This is a genomic window from Stieleria tagensis, from assembly GCF_024129865.1.
Lineage (GTDB): Bacteria > Planctomycetota > Planctomycetia > Pirellulales > Pirellulaceae > Stieleria > Stieleria tagensis.
In genome coordinates this window covers 14,667-28,346 of the sequence record NZ_JAMYFE010000030.1, presented here as the reverse complement: position 1 = coordinate 28,346, position 13,680 = coordinate 14,667, and the positions used below count along the sequence as shown (strand labels likewise).

The window sequence follows — 13,680 nt, the reverse complement described above, 5'->3', positions numbered from 1 at the left end:
ATAACAATGCCGCCTGCTGTACGACGGACATCTTGTCTGTCGCGCCGCTCGCCGGACTGGACTCCGGCGCACGGTCGGAAACTCATTTGTCATTCGTGTTAGGGTCTCTGTAACATCTGGGCGACACGTGTTGCGACGAGATCTCTGGGATGTGGAGAAACCGCTCGGTGGGGAAGCGTCGTCAGAATCACGCAGATCGAATCCGTTGATGGATCGGCCCAACAGATCGTTCCCGTGGATCCAGTGTGCCCAAAAGTTTTGTCACTCAAGTACGGCGTATTGCCGATTTGGCCGAGATCAAATCCCAGCCCGCGTGGTCGAATGTTCGGTGGATTCTGATTCTCAATCATGAGCTTGATGGTTTCCCGCTGAAGGATCTTTCCGGTTGGCTGCAGAAACTCGTGCAGAAATCGAGCGACGTCTTCTGCCGAACCGTGTGCAGCTCCCCAAGGTGCTCCGAGGTTTCTCCAGTACGGGCTGTTCCAGTCCCAAGACTTTGTCGATGGATCGCCTGCGCCCGATTCGGGCGCAGCCCGATCGACCTGGTTCATCACGACATCAGTGATTTTGAATGCCCCGAGCCCCATCGCTGATCGCGTCATCCGCAGCGGTTCGTAGATCTTTGCCTGCGCCAAGTCTGCAATCGAACGACCGCTGATCCGCCGGGCGACTTCCGTGGCCAGCAAAATTGCCATGCTTGAATAGCTGTATTGCGTCCCGGGTTGGAACAGCAGCGGCGTTTTGACCGCCGCCGCAACGAATTCCGACAGCGACGCATGCGACGCGCGCAGACGGCTGTTGTCGGGCAGTTGATCGGGAAGGCCAGAGACATGCGTCATCAACTGGCCGACGGTGATCGTCTCACGCCCATCGCCTTGGAATTCGGGAAGGTACCGCTGCACGCGATCATCCAACCCAAAACGGCCGTCGTCGAAAAGCGTCATCACGGCCGCGATTGAAATCGTTTTTGAAATGGATGCCAGCAGGAACATCGCATCGGTGTCGCGAGCCAGGCCGTAGGTTCGCGAAAAGACGTCCGACCCCTGCTGGACGTACAACGCACTCGATTGAACCTCGCCCTGCTCAGCAGCATTGGCCAGGATTCTGCCAGCGCTTTCAAGCTGCGATTCATCAAGACCAGCACTCGTGCGCCGACAAAGCGTCAGAGCAAATCCAGTTCCTAGAAAAATTCGTCGTTTCACAGCGCGGCCAATCGACTTGCAACTTGTTCGGTCAAAGGAGACACGCAACACAGTCGCCGGGGTGGGCAATTATCGGGTGGGCATGCATCCATGGGCCGAGCGGATTTCCGTTGCCCGTGGATGTTGGTTGGGGGTACCCATCATAGCAGGTCCGCAGCACCGTCGAGCGACGATAGAGTCCGGGCGAAGGACAAGGGCACGTGGCCGCTATCCAGCGATCTTTGCCCGTTGTTAAATTCCAATTTCCGCTGAATCCAGATACCCCGGCGTTTGGCATCGGACGGAGAGAAGGACAAAAGTCTACAATCACTTGCCCGCCAAAACTTGCTCGCCAACTAGAGAGAAGAGAAATCGACAATGAATCGATTGCTGATCACACTGCTATTGCTCACGAATATCTCGTGCCCCACACTGCTTGTAGCGGAGACCGCTACGGAAGCCGATTTGCCAAACGTATTGATTATAGGAGACTCAATATCGATGGCATTTACTCCGTATGTCGTGCAACAGCTCGACGGCAAGGCTGTTGTCAAACATCATAAAGGCAATGCTCAGCACACCGGCACAGGATTGGCCAAGTTAGATCAGTGGATTGGAAACACCCAATGGGATGTCATTCATTTCAACTGGGGGCTATGGGATCTCTGTTATCGCCACCCGGAATCGAAGGTGCAAGGACGCAGAGATAAAGTAAACGGAACTGTCACCACCTCCCTGGAACAGTACGAGACGAATCTTGATGAGCTTGTGTCTCGCCTAAAAAGAACCGATGCAAAATTGATCTGGGCAAATACGACCGTTGTGCCCAAGGAAGAAGCAGGTCGCATTGTGGGCGACGACGTGAAATACAATGAAGTGGCAGCCAAAATCATGAAGAAAAACGGCATCCTCATTAATGATCTTCACTCGCTTACCAAACAGTTTTCTGCGGACGATTTTGCGAGTCCAGGTAATGTCCACTATACACAGGATGGTTACCGAAAGATCGGACAACAGGTCACCGACCATATCCTGAAAGCCCTGAAGGACAAGCAATCAAATCCAGGCGAAAAACCATAGCGGAAGGACGGGAAAAGGCGTCTGAAACCGAAGTGTTCAAGCGTAAAGGCCATTGTGGATCGATCTACGATTGATCGTTCTCATCGAGGAACGATCAGCGACAAGCCGTCCGCAAAGTTTGTGGCGATTCTTCGTCAGCTTGACCACTGCGTTTGGTGCAGCAATTTCTCGTTTAAATCGACGATGCGAATGTCTAGCTCTGCATGCTCGTCGACTTGTTTCGCATCAATGATCGTTAGCGTTGCTTGTTCGAGCTTTGGTCCACCGCCGACAAATTGGGCGATAGGCATGTCATCTGTCGCAACGTCGAGGCGATCGCGGTGCGTGTGTCCTGAAAGCACGGCTTGGAATCCTGCCTCTTCAAGTATTGGCACCCAAAGCTTTGCGCCGAAACCGCTGTAGTACGCATAGCCATCCAGGGTCGTTCCGTCGTTTTGACCTTCCAGGCCTCGCAAGGGAATGTGGCTGGTCACGATTTTGAAGGGAGCCGAACGGATCTGCGGTTGCGTGACGGCTTGCTTTAGCCATGCTGCCTGCTGCTCCCGATAAGGCTCATAGGCAGCGGTTCCAGCAAACACAGGATGTTGGTCGGGTTTGTCTTCGCCGGTGTCGAGTGTGACGATCGCCAGCGGGCCAAACCGCAATGCTTGGTTGTAGGGCAACTCTTGCGATTCTGGACAACCGACCAACGACCGTGCTGCTTCTCTCGCACGCTCGCCACGAACATCGTGATTGCCATTGGAAAACAACAGCGGACGCGTACTCGCCCAACTCAAAGAGAGGTCCTGGCCCGGATTCAATAGAATCTGCTCGGTTACCTTGGGTGCGTTGAAGTCATTGCACGTGTCGCCATTCCAAATCAGTACGTCTGGGTCGAGCTTTTCAATTTTTTCATGAAGGCGTTTGATTGTGGGCAAGTTTTCATGCGTGTCGTTAATGGACACCACCCGCAATTGATCCGCCGTGGGGTCGGGCAATCGCAGTGCATGGATCTGGGTCGTTTGCGTCTCACCGCGTTTCAACTGATAAGCGCTAATGTATTTCAGTGGTTGAACGACGACTCGATAAAAGACCGGTCGGTCTGTGGGTAGCTCGTCCGCATGATTCACACGAACATGCAAGACCTGATCGTCGGCTTGGATCAGGCCATGGCGACTGGCAGTTGCCGTGAAACGCAGGTCCTCCTTTGTGAAGCCATATTCCACCCACGCGGTCGCCAGTCCAGCGACGGCAATGCTGACACCAAAGCCATTTGGACGCGGGTTCTGAACCACCGGCGGGCTGGCGATCAGCGGTTTGTTTGGTCCATCGCTCGCTGCACTCTCCTGTGATTGATTCGGTTGCGCGGCATGGGCGCAAGAAATGGCAAGCGCGCTAGCAGGAACGACTCCGATGAAATCTCGACGGCTGAACATGAGAATCTTCTGGTTGGATTGGCAGGCGGCCAGACGGGAACGTTAAGGAACGGGCGTTGCAAAGCAAATGTAGCGGATAGAATCCGATTTCGACAATTCATGCTGCCAAATCCGAGGTTGAGCTACTGGAGCGAAACTGTCGCAACTGGTCTTTGGTAGTGGGAGCCAACTTCGTCACTGGCTGTCACTTTGTTGCGGGTGTGTCAGTCGTGGTGATTTAACCTCACTGTTTGCTCATGACCGGTGCCAGGTAGATGTCTCGATACGATACGGTGGTGTGATCGCCCTGTAGATAGATTGGACCCGGTGCGGCGGCGTTTGTGTGGATGGCTCCCGCGGTTGGGCCATCGATTGGTTGGTTGTCGATGACCTTCACGCCATTGAGAACAACGGTGATGTGCCGATCGACAAGCGTCAGGTCGTAGGTTTGCCATTGGCCTCCAGGATTTCCCGCATTGACGGACGGCGCGATCGCACCGAAGATCGCGCCCACTCCCTGAATGCCTTGCATTGGGCTGTCGCGATCAACCACCTGCGCCTCGTACATCCCCCGCAAATAGATGCCGCTGTTTCGTGCTTCTTCGACTAGAAATTCGATGTGCAACCAAAAGTCTTCAAACTCGGCTTCTGTGCGCAAATTTGCGTAGGAACCGGTCGGGCTGAAGTCGGTCTTGGTGGTGGTGTTGACTAGCATTCCATCAATCACGCTCCAACCGTTCGTCTTGTCCGACTCGTGTGTTCGCCAACCGGTCAAGTCTTTGCCATTGAAGAGCGAAATCGGATGTCCGAATCGCACCTTTGACAAATCAGGAGCCGATGCGGGCATCGGTGGGACCTTTTTTCCCGTGAACGCATCACGCTGCGAAGTTCCGTCGGCGAGTCGGCGTTCGAGAGTGCCATCGAGTTTTCCATCCTTCAGGCGGATATCCACTTTGGTGATCGAAGTTTGTCCGTTCTTCTTTTTAGGGTTTCTGCGGATCTCAAACTTCAATCGCCCGTCAACCTGCTCGGCTTTGTAGGGGCCGGTTGGGCCGATGTATAAACGCATGTAGACCTGCGGCTGTCCATCCTCTTCGACCACTCGCATCCAGGCGGGCAGGCCGGAATCAAGATCAAGGGACCAATCTCCCTTCAGCTCACTCGGTAGCTCCTCAGCCAGCGACATCGACATCAGAGCGATTGACACGAAAGCACAAAGGGCGAGGCGTGCGTGACGCAGAATGGCAACCGAAATGGTTTGGTGGTTTTGATTCATTGGGACTCTTGATCGGTAGACTTCGGTGAGTGATGGCTCGGCGTTCACGAGATGATTATGTTCCCGCGCAGCCCGTTGTCATCCAGGAACTGAACAATCCGGCCCGCATTTTCGTCGAATGATTCGATCATGAACTTAGCGGAGCGGCGCAAGCCGCCCGGTTTCGCGGGACCGGACGGCCAGCGCCGTGCCGCTACAAAGTAATCCTCTTTTCTTCGTCGCGTGCTCTTCACCCCATTTCTTGAGTGACTGAGGTGTCCTGGGTTTTGGGGGCCACGCTTCTTCTTATTTTCAGCAGGGGACGGTTGATTCAAAACAGCTTGGCGAGAGATAGCCGAGCGATGAGTGAAGTTGAGATGTGTGTGGCCATTGCTCGCTATTAGGTAATTCCGCCACTTTGCCGGAGATTAGCAAAGTGTCTGCAGCTTTTTTGCAAAGCTCTTGTCACGGCCAGCGCATTTCAGGATGAAAAACCGATCCGAAAGACTGGGTTGAGTGATTCGGCATCAGCTATTTTCTCCAAACGCATTGACTCACAGATGGATAGCTGTAAAGTACAGTAAAAAGCTTCGTACGCAACTGAATTGAGTGAGATGTCCTCTTTTAAGAATCGCAGCGTTCGACTCCCGAATCTCGCCTTCGCCGTGCGGATGCTCTTCGCATTGTTCCTTGTCGGAACCGGAATCATGACGATGGGCTTTGGCGTGAATGGGTATCCAGTTGGCGAGCCACCAAGCGAACTCGATCAATTCATGCTCGCGCTTGAGAAAACTGGCTATCTGATCTTTTGGGTTGGGTGTCTCAAGACGGTCGCTGGCACGCTGATGTTCATCCCGCGGACTGCGCCGCTCGCAATCCTGATGGCGCTGCCCTATGCGTTCAATATTTTGCTATACGTGATCTTCTTTGCTCATCAATACCTCGTTGTCGGGCTTCCCGATTTCGCAGCCTGTGCGCTACTGATTTACTGCTATTTTGATTGGTATCGTCCGATCTTTTCTGGGCCGACGGCTTCAATTCAGAACTCTTCCGGAGGCGAACATGCACTTTGACTCAGAATCTTCGCCGGGCTTTGCAATCGGGCGTGTTGCCTATCTGATTCGTTCGGCAATGGCAGCGGTGCTAAAGAGTGCCGGTTGGCCGTTTTCGCCAGAGGAAACGCAGACGCTAATCACTTTGTCAGATGCCGGCCAGCCACTCAGCATGAACGAACTGGCATCGTTGATGATTCGTGATCCAACGACGGTGAAACGCCAGTTGGACCGACTGGTTGAAAAGAAGTTTGTCCAGCGGAGCGAATCGAAGGAAGACGCTCGGATCGTGATGGTCGGATTGACTCGCCGCGGCGAGCAGCAACTTCAAACCGTCCTTCCGCTGCTAGACGACTTGCGAAAGAACACATTGAAGGGCATCTCGAAGTCGGAGCTGGAAGCGACGCAAGACGTTCTGCAAAAGATGCAGAAAAACTTATTGGCAAAAAACTTGTAGCGGAACGGCGCAAGCCGTCCGGTATTGTGACACCGGACGGCTCGCGCCGTTCCGCTAAATATTTAGCACACGATTCAAAGGAATAGTCTTATGAAGAGTCTTATCACTACGCTTTGCCTCTTGGTAGTGTCCGCTGGCGTTGCCAGCGGACAAACGCAGGTCGAGCCCGACACGGCACTTCGGATGCTCCATGCTCAGCAGCAACAGTTCGAGAAGGGAGTTGTCAGAGTTGCGGACAACGTTTACACCGCGGTTGGGTTCCACGGAGCGAACACCTCGATGATCGTCGGCACCGACGGCGTCATCATCGTCGATACTCTTTTCGGTCCGACCAGTGCAGCCAAAGCGGCTGAAGCTTTTCGGCAGTACAGCGACAAGCCGGTCAAGGCGATCATCTACACCCATAGCCATGGCGATCACATTGGCGGAGCCAGTGCCTTTGTTGGCGATGAGAAACCGGACGTTTACGGCACCGAGACCTTTGGTTCCGCCGAAGGCGTCAACAAGGCGGTTGATCCTGTGAAAGCGAAACGAAATGTGCGTCAGTTCGGTCGGAAACTTTCGCCGTCGGAGATTACGAACCGCGGTGTTGCACCGGCGGGGACTGAGGATAGCGACCGCGGCAAGGGATTCCTTCCACCAACCGTCACCGTACCCAGCAGCGGGCTCAAGACAACGATCGCGGGTGTCGACATCGAATTTCATATCGGCCCGGGAGAAACTGACGATGCGATGTTTATCTGGCTCCCGAAGGAAAAGGTGTTGCTGGTGGGCGACAATTTTTACAGCTCCTTTCCAAACCTGTACGCGATTCGTGGCACGGCCTATCGCGACGTGCTGAATTGGTCTGAAAGTGTTGGGAAGATGGCCGCGCTCAAACCACACGCTGTCGTTCCTGGGCACACGATGCCCATCCAGGGACAGGAAGCGGCTACGACGGCACTGAAGGACTACAGCGAAGCGATACGCAGTGTGTACGACCAAACGGTGCGAGGCATCAACGCTGGAAAAGGTCCCGATCAACTCGCTCACGAAGTCAAACTCCCTGAGCATCTGAAAGACAAACCTTACCTGATTGAGTTCTACGGCACCGTGCCGCATGCGGTCCGAGCAATCTATTCAGGCCTGTTGGGCTGGTACGACGGGAACCCGACGACGCTGAGCCCGATGGAACCCAAATTGAAAGCACGCAAGATTGCCCAGCTCGCCGGTGGCACGCAAAAATTGACCGAGCGAATGAATGCAGCATTGGCAGAGCAAGACTATCAATGGGCACTGGAGTTATCGGATCACTTGAAATGGCTCAGCGACGGCGACAGCAAACTGGCCCGCAAGGTGAAGATTCAGGCACTGCGAGGTTTGGCGGCGAGCGAGTACAACGCCCCCAACCGGAACTACTACCTCAGCTACGCCAACGAACTCGAATCCGGCGAGTTGAGCGACCTGTGGTTCTAGTCGCTCGTGCGACAATGGAATTGCCCACAAAAAGTTGACAGTGGGTTGGCAGATGTCAGACTGCTCTGACAGGAGAACCAATCCATGGATAAACGTCGAAACTTCAGCCGGGAATTCAAGCTCGCGGCGGTCAAAAAAGTCATTGAACAAGGCTTGTCATATGCCGCAGTTGCCCGCGATCTCGGCGTTGGGGCTAATCTCATTCGAAATTGGAAGAAGACCTTCGAGGCGGAAGGCACCTTTGACACAGAGATCGCCAGCAGCAGCTCGGTCGAGGCCGAGCTGAAACGGCTCACTAATGTGGCGCGAGTTGCAAGCCACCAATCCTGTTGACCCAGAGACCAAATCAGTCGCCTGACTTCTGAATCAGAGCATTGCTGGGGACTAGAACAGGAGTATTGCGTGCGGAGGTCTAATTGACCGAAGCGATTTTCAACAAAGGGTTCCAAACCGAAGTCGATGCAACCGACAGCAGGAAGAAATCGCTGTTCGTGCGGTCGGTGTGATTCACCTCTGCATTTTCGTGCGCTTCGTCCGTTGTTAACCCAGTTTTTCTGGGTTTGAGTCCCAATCGGGGAGCTTTCTAGTCGCTATTCACACCGAAACCCTCAGTCACGCTTTTGTGGCCGAGGGTTTTATCGTTGGTGGTTTGAATGGATCGTCATCCGGTTCGGATCTCAACCCAACGCGGGCCGGTGCGAAGGTCGTAGAGTTCTTCGCCAGTCGGTTTCGCCTACTTCTCATCTTCTTCAAGCAGTCTGTTTCCTTCGAAAGCTCCCCAGATTTTGCGCAACTCGAAGTCCTTGTCCTGCTGATAGACTTTGGGGGCAAAGTCTGGATTCCGCTTTGGAATGCGCGCACCGACATTTTTAAAGTAGCCCATCATTTCGTCGTAAAGCTTCTTGTGCGTCTCGGGATGCTGGGAAGCGATGTTCTTGACTTCGCCCATGTCTTTGGACAAGTCAAAAAGCATGGGGATCTGAGGTTGATCGTAAAAATGCAACAGCTTGTGGTTGCCGGAAACGATTGCTGAATGCGGCATGCTTGAACGGTAGTGCGGGTAGTGGAAATAGAGATTCCGCTGAAGGAAGGCTTCGGTCGGCGGCTTACCTGTCATGTAGGAAGCGAGACTGATGCCGTCGATGTTTTTCAGAGTCGTCGGATCACCACCAGCCCAGTCGACGAAGGTTGGCAGGAAGTCGTAATTGACGACATTGCCATTGAAGACAGAGCCAGCCTTGATACCGGGGCCGCGGACGATCATTGGAACACGAATACCACCCTGCCAGACCCACCACTTGGCCGCATGGTGTGGCTGCGTGAGTCCTTTCGTCAGCTGGAGTTCTTTGTGTCGGTAACCGTTATCCGACACGAGCACGACGTACGTGTTGTCCGCGATTCCCAGTTCGCTGATGCGGCCGAGCACGGCACCGATACGGCCATCGAGATCGTCTCCCATCCCCAGCCAGATGGCTGGATCTTCCTTGCGTTTTACGGTCTCGGCCGTCTTCCCGATCTTCTGGTAGTAAGCCTGCACGAGTGGATGTTGAGTGTATTTCTCACGCGTCTCCGGCAGACACTCGCGGCCTTCGTGCATCGCATAGTGTGAAATTTGAACATAGAACGGCTGGCCGGCGTTGGCCTGCTCGGTCATAAAGCCGAGCGCCTTTTCCGTGACGCTGAACATCAACTTGGGATCAGTCAGGTCATCAGGAAGACGCTGGTTGGCTCCTGCGGGCAGCGTATTGCCAGGGGTATTGCTGGTGTCGCCGTCGTGCAGCACGTATCCCTCGTCGCCGGGATCACCTCGCATGTGCCATTTGCCGATGTGAGCACTGACATAACCGAGCGGCTTCAAAGCTTCGGGGATTGTCACAGCATCCTTGTCGATCGTCATGTCTGAGATGCAGGGAATGACCGGGAAGTCGGGATAGCCCTTTTCGTCGAAATACTCCTGCCTGCCGTCGTTCATGAAGACAGTGAAGCCGTTCCGCGGCGAGGACTGTCCGGTCTGCACGCAGACGCGCGATGGAGAACACTGCGGCGAGGCATACGCGTTTGTGAATTTCATTCCCTCACGTGCCAGCCGTTCGACATTTGGCATCTGCACGACCGGCATGCGGGAATTCTCCATGCCGTCATTCATAGGGACCGGAGTGCCGTTCCAAGCCCAGTCGTCAATAAACAGCAACACGATGTTCGGCTTCTCAGCGGCCAAGCCTGTGCCAGCCAGCAGAAATGCGAATAACAAAGACAAACTCGCTTGAGCGATTGTTCTCGCTGGATTCATGGAAGTTCCTGGATCGTTATGACGAATTGTTGTTTGTTAAAAGGGATTCAAATTCTTATTCATTGGTCTTCGATTGAAACTTGCGAACACGAATCGATCGAAACGAAACGTGGCGTGCTTTCTCTGGTGACTTCTTCACACCGTGGACCTGCAGTGCGATCACGCCCGATGGATACTTCGCATAGGCCTCATCATCAGCGACATCCGCAACCTGTTTCCCATTGATCCAGGTTTGAATTCGAGGGCCAACGGCCAATACTCGCAGCTTGTTCCATTCTCCGTTGACCATCAGTTCGTTCCGAGTCAGGTCTTCCTGGGGCGTGATCCAGGCACCATTGCCCTGGTTGAAGAGGTGTCCAGATCGCCCGGGAGATTTACCGATATCAACCTGTGGGCCATGAACGGACGGACGAACCTTGCCGGCGTCGTTGGTCCGCGTCAACCCAGTCCGGATTTGAATGCCCGAGTTCAGGTCCGGGTCGTGAAGTTTGACTTCCAGTTCGAGTTCGAAATCACCGTACTCTTCGACCGTGTGCAGAAACTGAGTCTGGCTGGAACTTGCACCGACGATGACTCCGTCGGACAGTGTGAACTGCGTGTTGTCGCGTGACGCTTTCCAGCCATCGAGGCTTTTGCCATCGAACAGGGTGGTCCAATCATCGGCGAAGGCGGAACTACTGCAGAACGAGATCGCAACGAGCACAATGGTCGAGAAATACCGGTGCGTTGTCGCGCGATCAGAACGACAGATTGAATCGGAAAGCATTTGAAGTCCTTGCGTTAAACGGCGGGAAGTGAGAATTCTGGACGTCGTTCTTTGGTCAGCAATGCATTGGCCAAATCATCGCCGATGATTTGCTCTTTGGTCGCGTCCCAGTTGATCGTACGTCCGGTAATCCGACAGATATTGATCAGGTGCGCGACGCTGGTAATCAGATGGCCGACCTCCACCGGTGCATTGGGTTGTTCGCGGGTTTCAATGCAGTCCAGCCAGTTGGCGACGTGCGATTCTGTTTCCGATCCGGTGAATGGAGCGAGCATATTGTTCGGGTTGCACGCGAACCGTCCACGATTGATTTCGATCTTGCCCTGCTGGCCAACCAAGATGCCGCCAAAGGCCGGTCCGTCTGAACTTTCTAGGCGAATGACAGTTCCATCCGGGTAGTAAAGTCTCACACCGCGGCCCCAGTATTCTTTCGCTTCGGTCGTAGGTTCGATCCGCGTTGGAGCGACATTCTCCCACCCCATGGCAAGGTGAACCATGTCCAGTGCGTGCGAACCACGATCGCAAATGGGTCCTCCCGTAAAGGCGTTGAAGTTCCGCCACCGACGGTGTAACTGTTCGTGATAATCGAGCAGCTTTGCCTGGTCACAAAAACGATTCCAATCCATGCCTTCGGGGATGGGTTGCCGGTCGAGACCCGTCGCAGGCCGAGAGCCTGAGTAATTCTTCACCAGGATCGTCGAAACTTTGCCCAGTCCCCCTTCGCGTACGAACTCGCAGGCATATTGATTGATCGGGGTGCTGCGTTGTTGCGTACCAACCTGCAGCACACGTTTGTGTTTTTGCACGGCTTCGACCAATGCGCGACCCTCCGGAATGCTGAAGCTGAGCGGTTTTTCCGCGTAGACATCCAGACCTTTGACGCAGGCGATGATCGCTGCACGCACGCGCACGTGATCCGGCGTTGCGATCATGACCGCTTCAAGCTCTTCCTGCTCGAACATCTGCTCATAGTCTTGATAACGCGCCCAAGCAGCACCGGCCTTCGGATCGTTCTTGTTGTCCGCTGCAAGGACGTCGATCTGCGGCAAGTAGCAATCGCAGACGGCGACCAGTTCGGCCCGATGGGATTCGCGGGACAAGGCACGCGTCAGCCATTTGGCTCGATTGCCTGCGCCGATCAATCCGACTCGCAACTTGTCATTCGCCGATGCGGGCGGGGCAGCGTAGATTGCTGATGGCAACAGACCTGACGCAGCCAGCGTCGTGGTCGCGCCGATCGATTTCAACACGGATCGACGTGAAGTCTTGTTTTGTGGGGAAGGGTTCATGGTTGATCCTGTTTGTTCAGCTTATTCTCACGATGTAGAAGGACTGGACTATTTCTACTTTTTCTCTTTTGGGGTTCCCCTGCGCTTCCTGGTCAAGGCAGAGGGAAGGGGCTGAGCGGCATCCTCGAAACCTGGGACCAGGGCGCGGAGTTTTTCGACGATCGTGGCGTATTTCGGGTTATCGATCTGGTTGGTCCATTCGTGAGGATCCTGGGTGGTGTCGTAGAACTCCTCTTCTTCGGTCCCGTAACGGGTGTAGCGTCCGAGTTCGTGGCGGATGCTGAGGTAGGCCAGGTCCGTTTTCGTTTTATTGCACAATCCGGTGATGGCGGTGCTTTCCCAGGGAGCTTTCGGGGCTTTGAGCAGGGGGACCAGCGAGCGTCCATCAATGGTCGCGGGAGGTGTCAGTCCGCAGAGCTCGGCCAAAGTGGGGTAGATGTCTATCAGGGAAACGAACCGCTGCGACACGCCCCCGGCTGTGGTGACTCCCGGCGCACGAAACATCAACAATGTGTGCGTTCCCTCCTCCCAGAGGGTCGTCTTTTGCCAGTGATACTTTTCCCCCAGATGAAACCCGTGATCGGTGAGAAAGACGATAATGGTGTTGTTCTTGTAGGGGCTTTTTTCGAGCGCATCGAGGACGCGCCCGAATTGAGTGTCGACATAGGTGGTCGTGGCCAGGTAGGCCTGCACCGCCTCTTTATGTTTACCAGATTTGATGACTTTGTCGGCAAAGCTCCCGATCCCGTCACTGACCGCTTTGGCCAGGGGAGGAAGGTCATCCAGGTCATCCTCCTTCAGCTCGGGAAGGACAATCTGGTCTAAGGGGTACATGTCAAGATACTTTTGCGGAACGTACCAGGGCATGTGGGGATTGAAGGAGCCGTAGGCCAGGAAGAATGGCTTGTCGTGTTTTTTCTCTAAGACCGCGATGGCCTTATTGGCCCCGCCGGTGTCATTCATTTGTTCCTCGGTGAGGTGGATAGGTCCCCAGTCTTGCTCGCCCCCGCTGAGTCCAGCCAGAGGAGCTCCGGGAGGAGCCGGATCTCTTTTGTGGCCGACTTTGTCATCCCAGTGTTCTTTCTGGTCCCAGCCGTGGGTGATTTTTCCGTACCCGAAAGTGTCGTAGCCGCCCTTCTTGAACAACCCGGCAAGAGATAGCACCGCATCCTGGTTAAGTGCCTCGCTCTCATTGATGATCTGCGCGTTGTTGTAGATACCCGATTTCCAGGGTGCGACACCGGAAAAGAACGCCGTGCGAGAAGGCGAACAAACCGGCGCGGCGGTATAGGCTCGCGTGAAGTTCACTCCACTGCTGGCAAGCTTCCGAAGACTCGGTGCGACCACCTTGCCTGCATAGCGATCTGCGTCTTCCAACATCCAACTATTCAAATCGTCGGCCACCAGGAAGAGCACGTTCATCGGTCTTTCCGTCGGTGTCGCTGCCCCGACCGACTGTGT

General features: G+C 54.6%; 11 protein-coding genes and 1 pseudogene. 5 read left to right on the top strand and 7 right to left on the bottom strand.

From position 1 onward, the window contains the following. Window positions 1–98: 98 nt before the first annotated feature. A complete protein-coding gene (locus tag NHH03_RS05805) occupies window positions 99–1,202 on the bottom strand; it encodes a serine hydrolase domain-containing protein (RefSeq protein WP_253154812.1) in 1,104 nt (367 codons plus the stop codon). Window positions 1,203–1,559: 357 nt separating this feature from the next. Between NHH03_RS05805 and NHH03_RS05800 the strand changes: the two genes are divergently transcribed. Beyond that, window positions 1,560–2,261, top strand: a complete 702-nt coding sequence (locus tag NHH03_RS05800; RefSeq protein ID WP_253154811.1) for an SGNH/GDSL hydrolase family protein — start codon at window positions 1,560–1,562, stop codon at window positions 2,259–2,261. A 134-nt stretch (window positions 2,262–2,395) separates the two neighbouring features. On the opposite strand, the gene NHH03_RS05795 is transcribed toward NHH03_RS05800, so the two are convergent. Beyond that, entirely contained in the window at window positions 2,396–3,676 is a 1,281-nt protein-coding gene (locus tag NHH03_RS05795; RefSeq protein WP_253154810.1) for a metallophosphoesterase family protein, read from the bottom strand. A gap of 223 nt (window positions 3,677–3,899) precedes the next feature. After that, window positions 3,900–4,847, bottom strand: coding sequence for a 3-keto-disaccharide hydrolase (locus NHH03_RS05790; RefSeq protein ID WP_253154809.1), 948 nt, complete (start codon window positions 4,845–4,847; stop codon window positions 3,900–3,902). 677 nt (window positions 4,848–5,524) lie between these two features. Here NHH03_RS05790 and NHH03_RS05785 point away from each other — a divergent pair. The 4 genes and pseudogenes from NHH03_RS05785 to NHH03_RS05770 form a co-directional block, all read left to right on the top strand. Then, window positions 5,525–5,983 carry a hypothetical protein gene (locus NHH03_RS05785; RefSeq protein WP_253154808.1) on the top strand — a complete coding sequence of 153 codons (459 nt, stop codon included), beginning with the start codon at window positions 5,525–5,527 and terminating at the stop codon, window positions 5,981–5,983. Further along, complete coding sequence (locus NHH03_RS05780; protein ID WP_253154807.1) at window positions 5,973–6,419, top strand: MarR family winged helix-turn-helix transcriptional regulator; 447 nt, start codon at window positions 5,973–5,975, stop codon at window positions 6,417–6,419. The genes NHH03_RS05785 and NHH03_RS05780 overlap by 11 nt, the downstream gene beginning before the upstream one ends. A gap of 90 nt (window positions 6,420–6,509) precedes the next feature. Next, window positions 6,510–7,874 (top strand): alkyl/aryl-sulfatase, encoded by a 1,365-nt coding sequence (locus tag NHH03_RS05775; RefSeq protein WP_253154806.1) that lies wholly within the window; start codon window positions 6,510–6,512, stop codon window positions 7,872–7,874. An 84-nt stretch (window positions 7,875–7,958) separates the two neighbouring features. Continuing rightward, window positions 7,959–8,168, top strand: a pseudogene (locus NHH03_RS05770) (transposase); the annotation flags it as partial. Between the two features lie 439 nt (window positions 8,169–8,607). On the opposite strand, the gene NHH03_RS05765 reads toward NHH03_RS05770, so the two are convergent. From NHH03_RS05765 to NHH03_RS05750, 4 genes are read right to left on the bottom strand one after another with little or no spacing between them, the layout of a single operon-like run. Further along, entirely contained in the window at window positions 8,608–10,164 is a 1,557-nt protein-coding gene (locus tag NHH03_RS05765) for a sulfatase (RefSeq protein WP_253154805.1), read from the bottom strand. 55 nt (window positions 10,165–10,219) lie between these two features. After that, entirely contained in the window at window positions 10,220–10,930 is a 711-nt protein-coding gene (locus NHH03_RS05760; protein WP_253154804.1) for a 3-keto-disaccharide hydrolase, read from the bottom strand. A gap of 14 nt (window positions 10,931–10,944) precedes the next feature. After that, the gene (locus NHH03_RS05755) at window positions 10,945–12,219 is read right to left on the bottom strand and encodes a Gfo/Idh/MocA family protein (RefSeq protein WP_253154803.1); all 1,275 of its coding nucleotides are present in this window, start codon (window positions 12,217–12,219) and stop codon (window positions 10,945–10,947) included. A gap of 54 nt (window positions 12,220–12,273) precedes the next feature. Continuing rightward, complete coding sequence (locus NHH03_RS05750) at window positions 12,274–13,641, bottom strand: sulfatase (protein WP_253154802.1); 1,368 nt, start codon at window positions 13,639–13,641, stop codon at window positions 12,274–12,276. Between the last annotated feature and the right edge of the window lie 39 nt (window positions 13,642–13,680).

Excerpts from the sequence above, each read along its gene's own strand:
- NHH03_RS05800 (WP_253154811.1), top strand. The coding sequence starts at position 1,560 with ATGAATCGATTGCTGATCACACTGCTATTGCTCACGAATATCTCGTGC.
- NHH03_RS05795 (WP_253154810.1), bottom strand. The coding sequence starts at position 3,676 with ATGTTCAGCCGTCGAGATTTCATCGGAGTCGTTCCTGCTAGCGCGCTT.
- NHH03_RS05790 (WP_253154809.1), bottom strand. The coding sequence starts at position 4,847 with ATGTCGATGTCGCTGGCTGAGGAGCTACCGAGTGAGCTGAAGGGAGAT.
- NHH03_RS05785 (WP_253154808.1), top strand. The coding sequence starts at position 5,525 with ATGTCCTCTTTTAAGAATCGCAGCGTTCGACTCCCGAATCTCGCCTTC.
- NHH03_RS05780 (WP_253154807.1), top strand. The coding sequence starts at position 5,973 with ATGCACTTTGACTCAGAATCTTCGCCGGGCTTTGCAATCGGGCGTGTT.
- NHH03_RS05775 (WP_253154806.1), top strand. The coding sequence starts at position 6,510 with ATGAAGAGTCTTATCACTACGCTTTGCCTCTTGGTAGTGTCCGCTGGC.
- NHH03_RS05765 (WP_253154805.1), bottom strand. The coding sequence starts at position 10,164 with ATGAATCCAGCGAGAACAATCGCTCAAGCGAGTTTGTCTTTGTTATTC.
- NHH03_RS05760 (WP_253154804.1), bottom strand. The coding sequence starts at position 10,930 with ATGCTTTCCGATTCAATCTGTCGTTCTGATCGCGCGACAACGCACCGG.
- NHH03_RS05755 (WP_253154803.1), bottom strand. The coding sequence starts at position 12,219 with ATGAACCCTTCCCCACAAAACAAGACTTCACGTCGATCCGTGTTGAAA.
- NHH03_RS05750 (WP_253154802.1), bottom strand. The coding sequence starts at position 13,641 with ATGAACGTGCTCTTCCTGGTGGCCGACGATTTGAATAGTTGGATGTTG.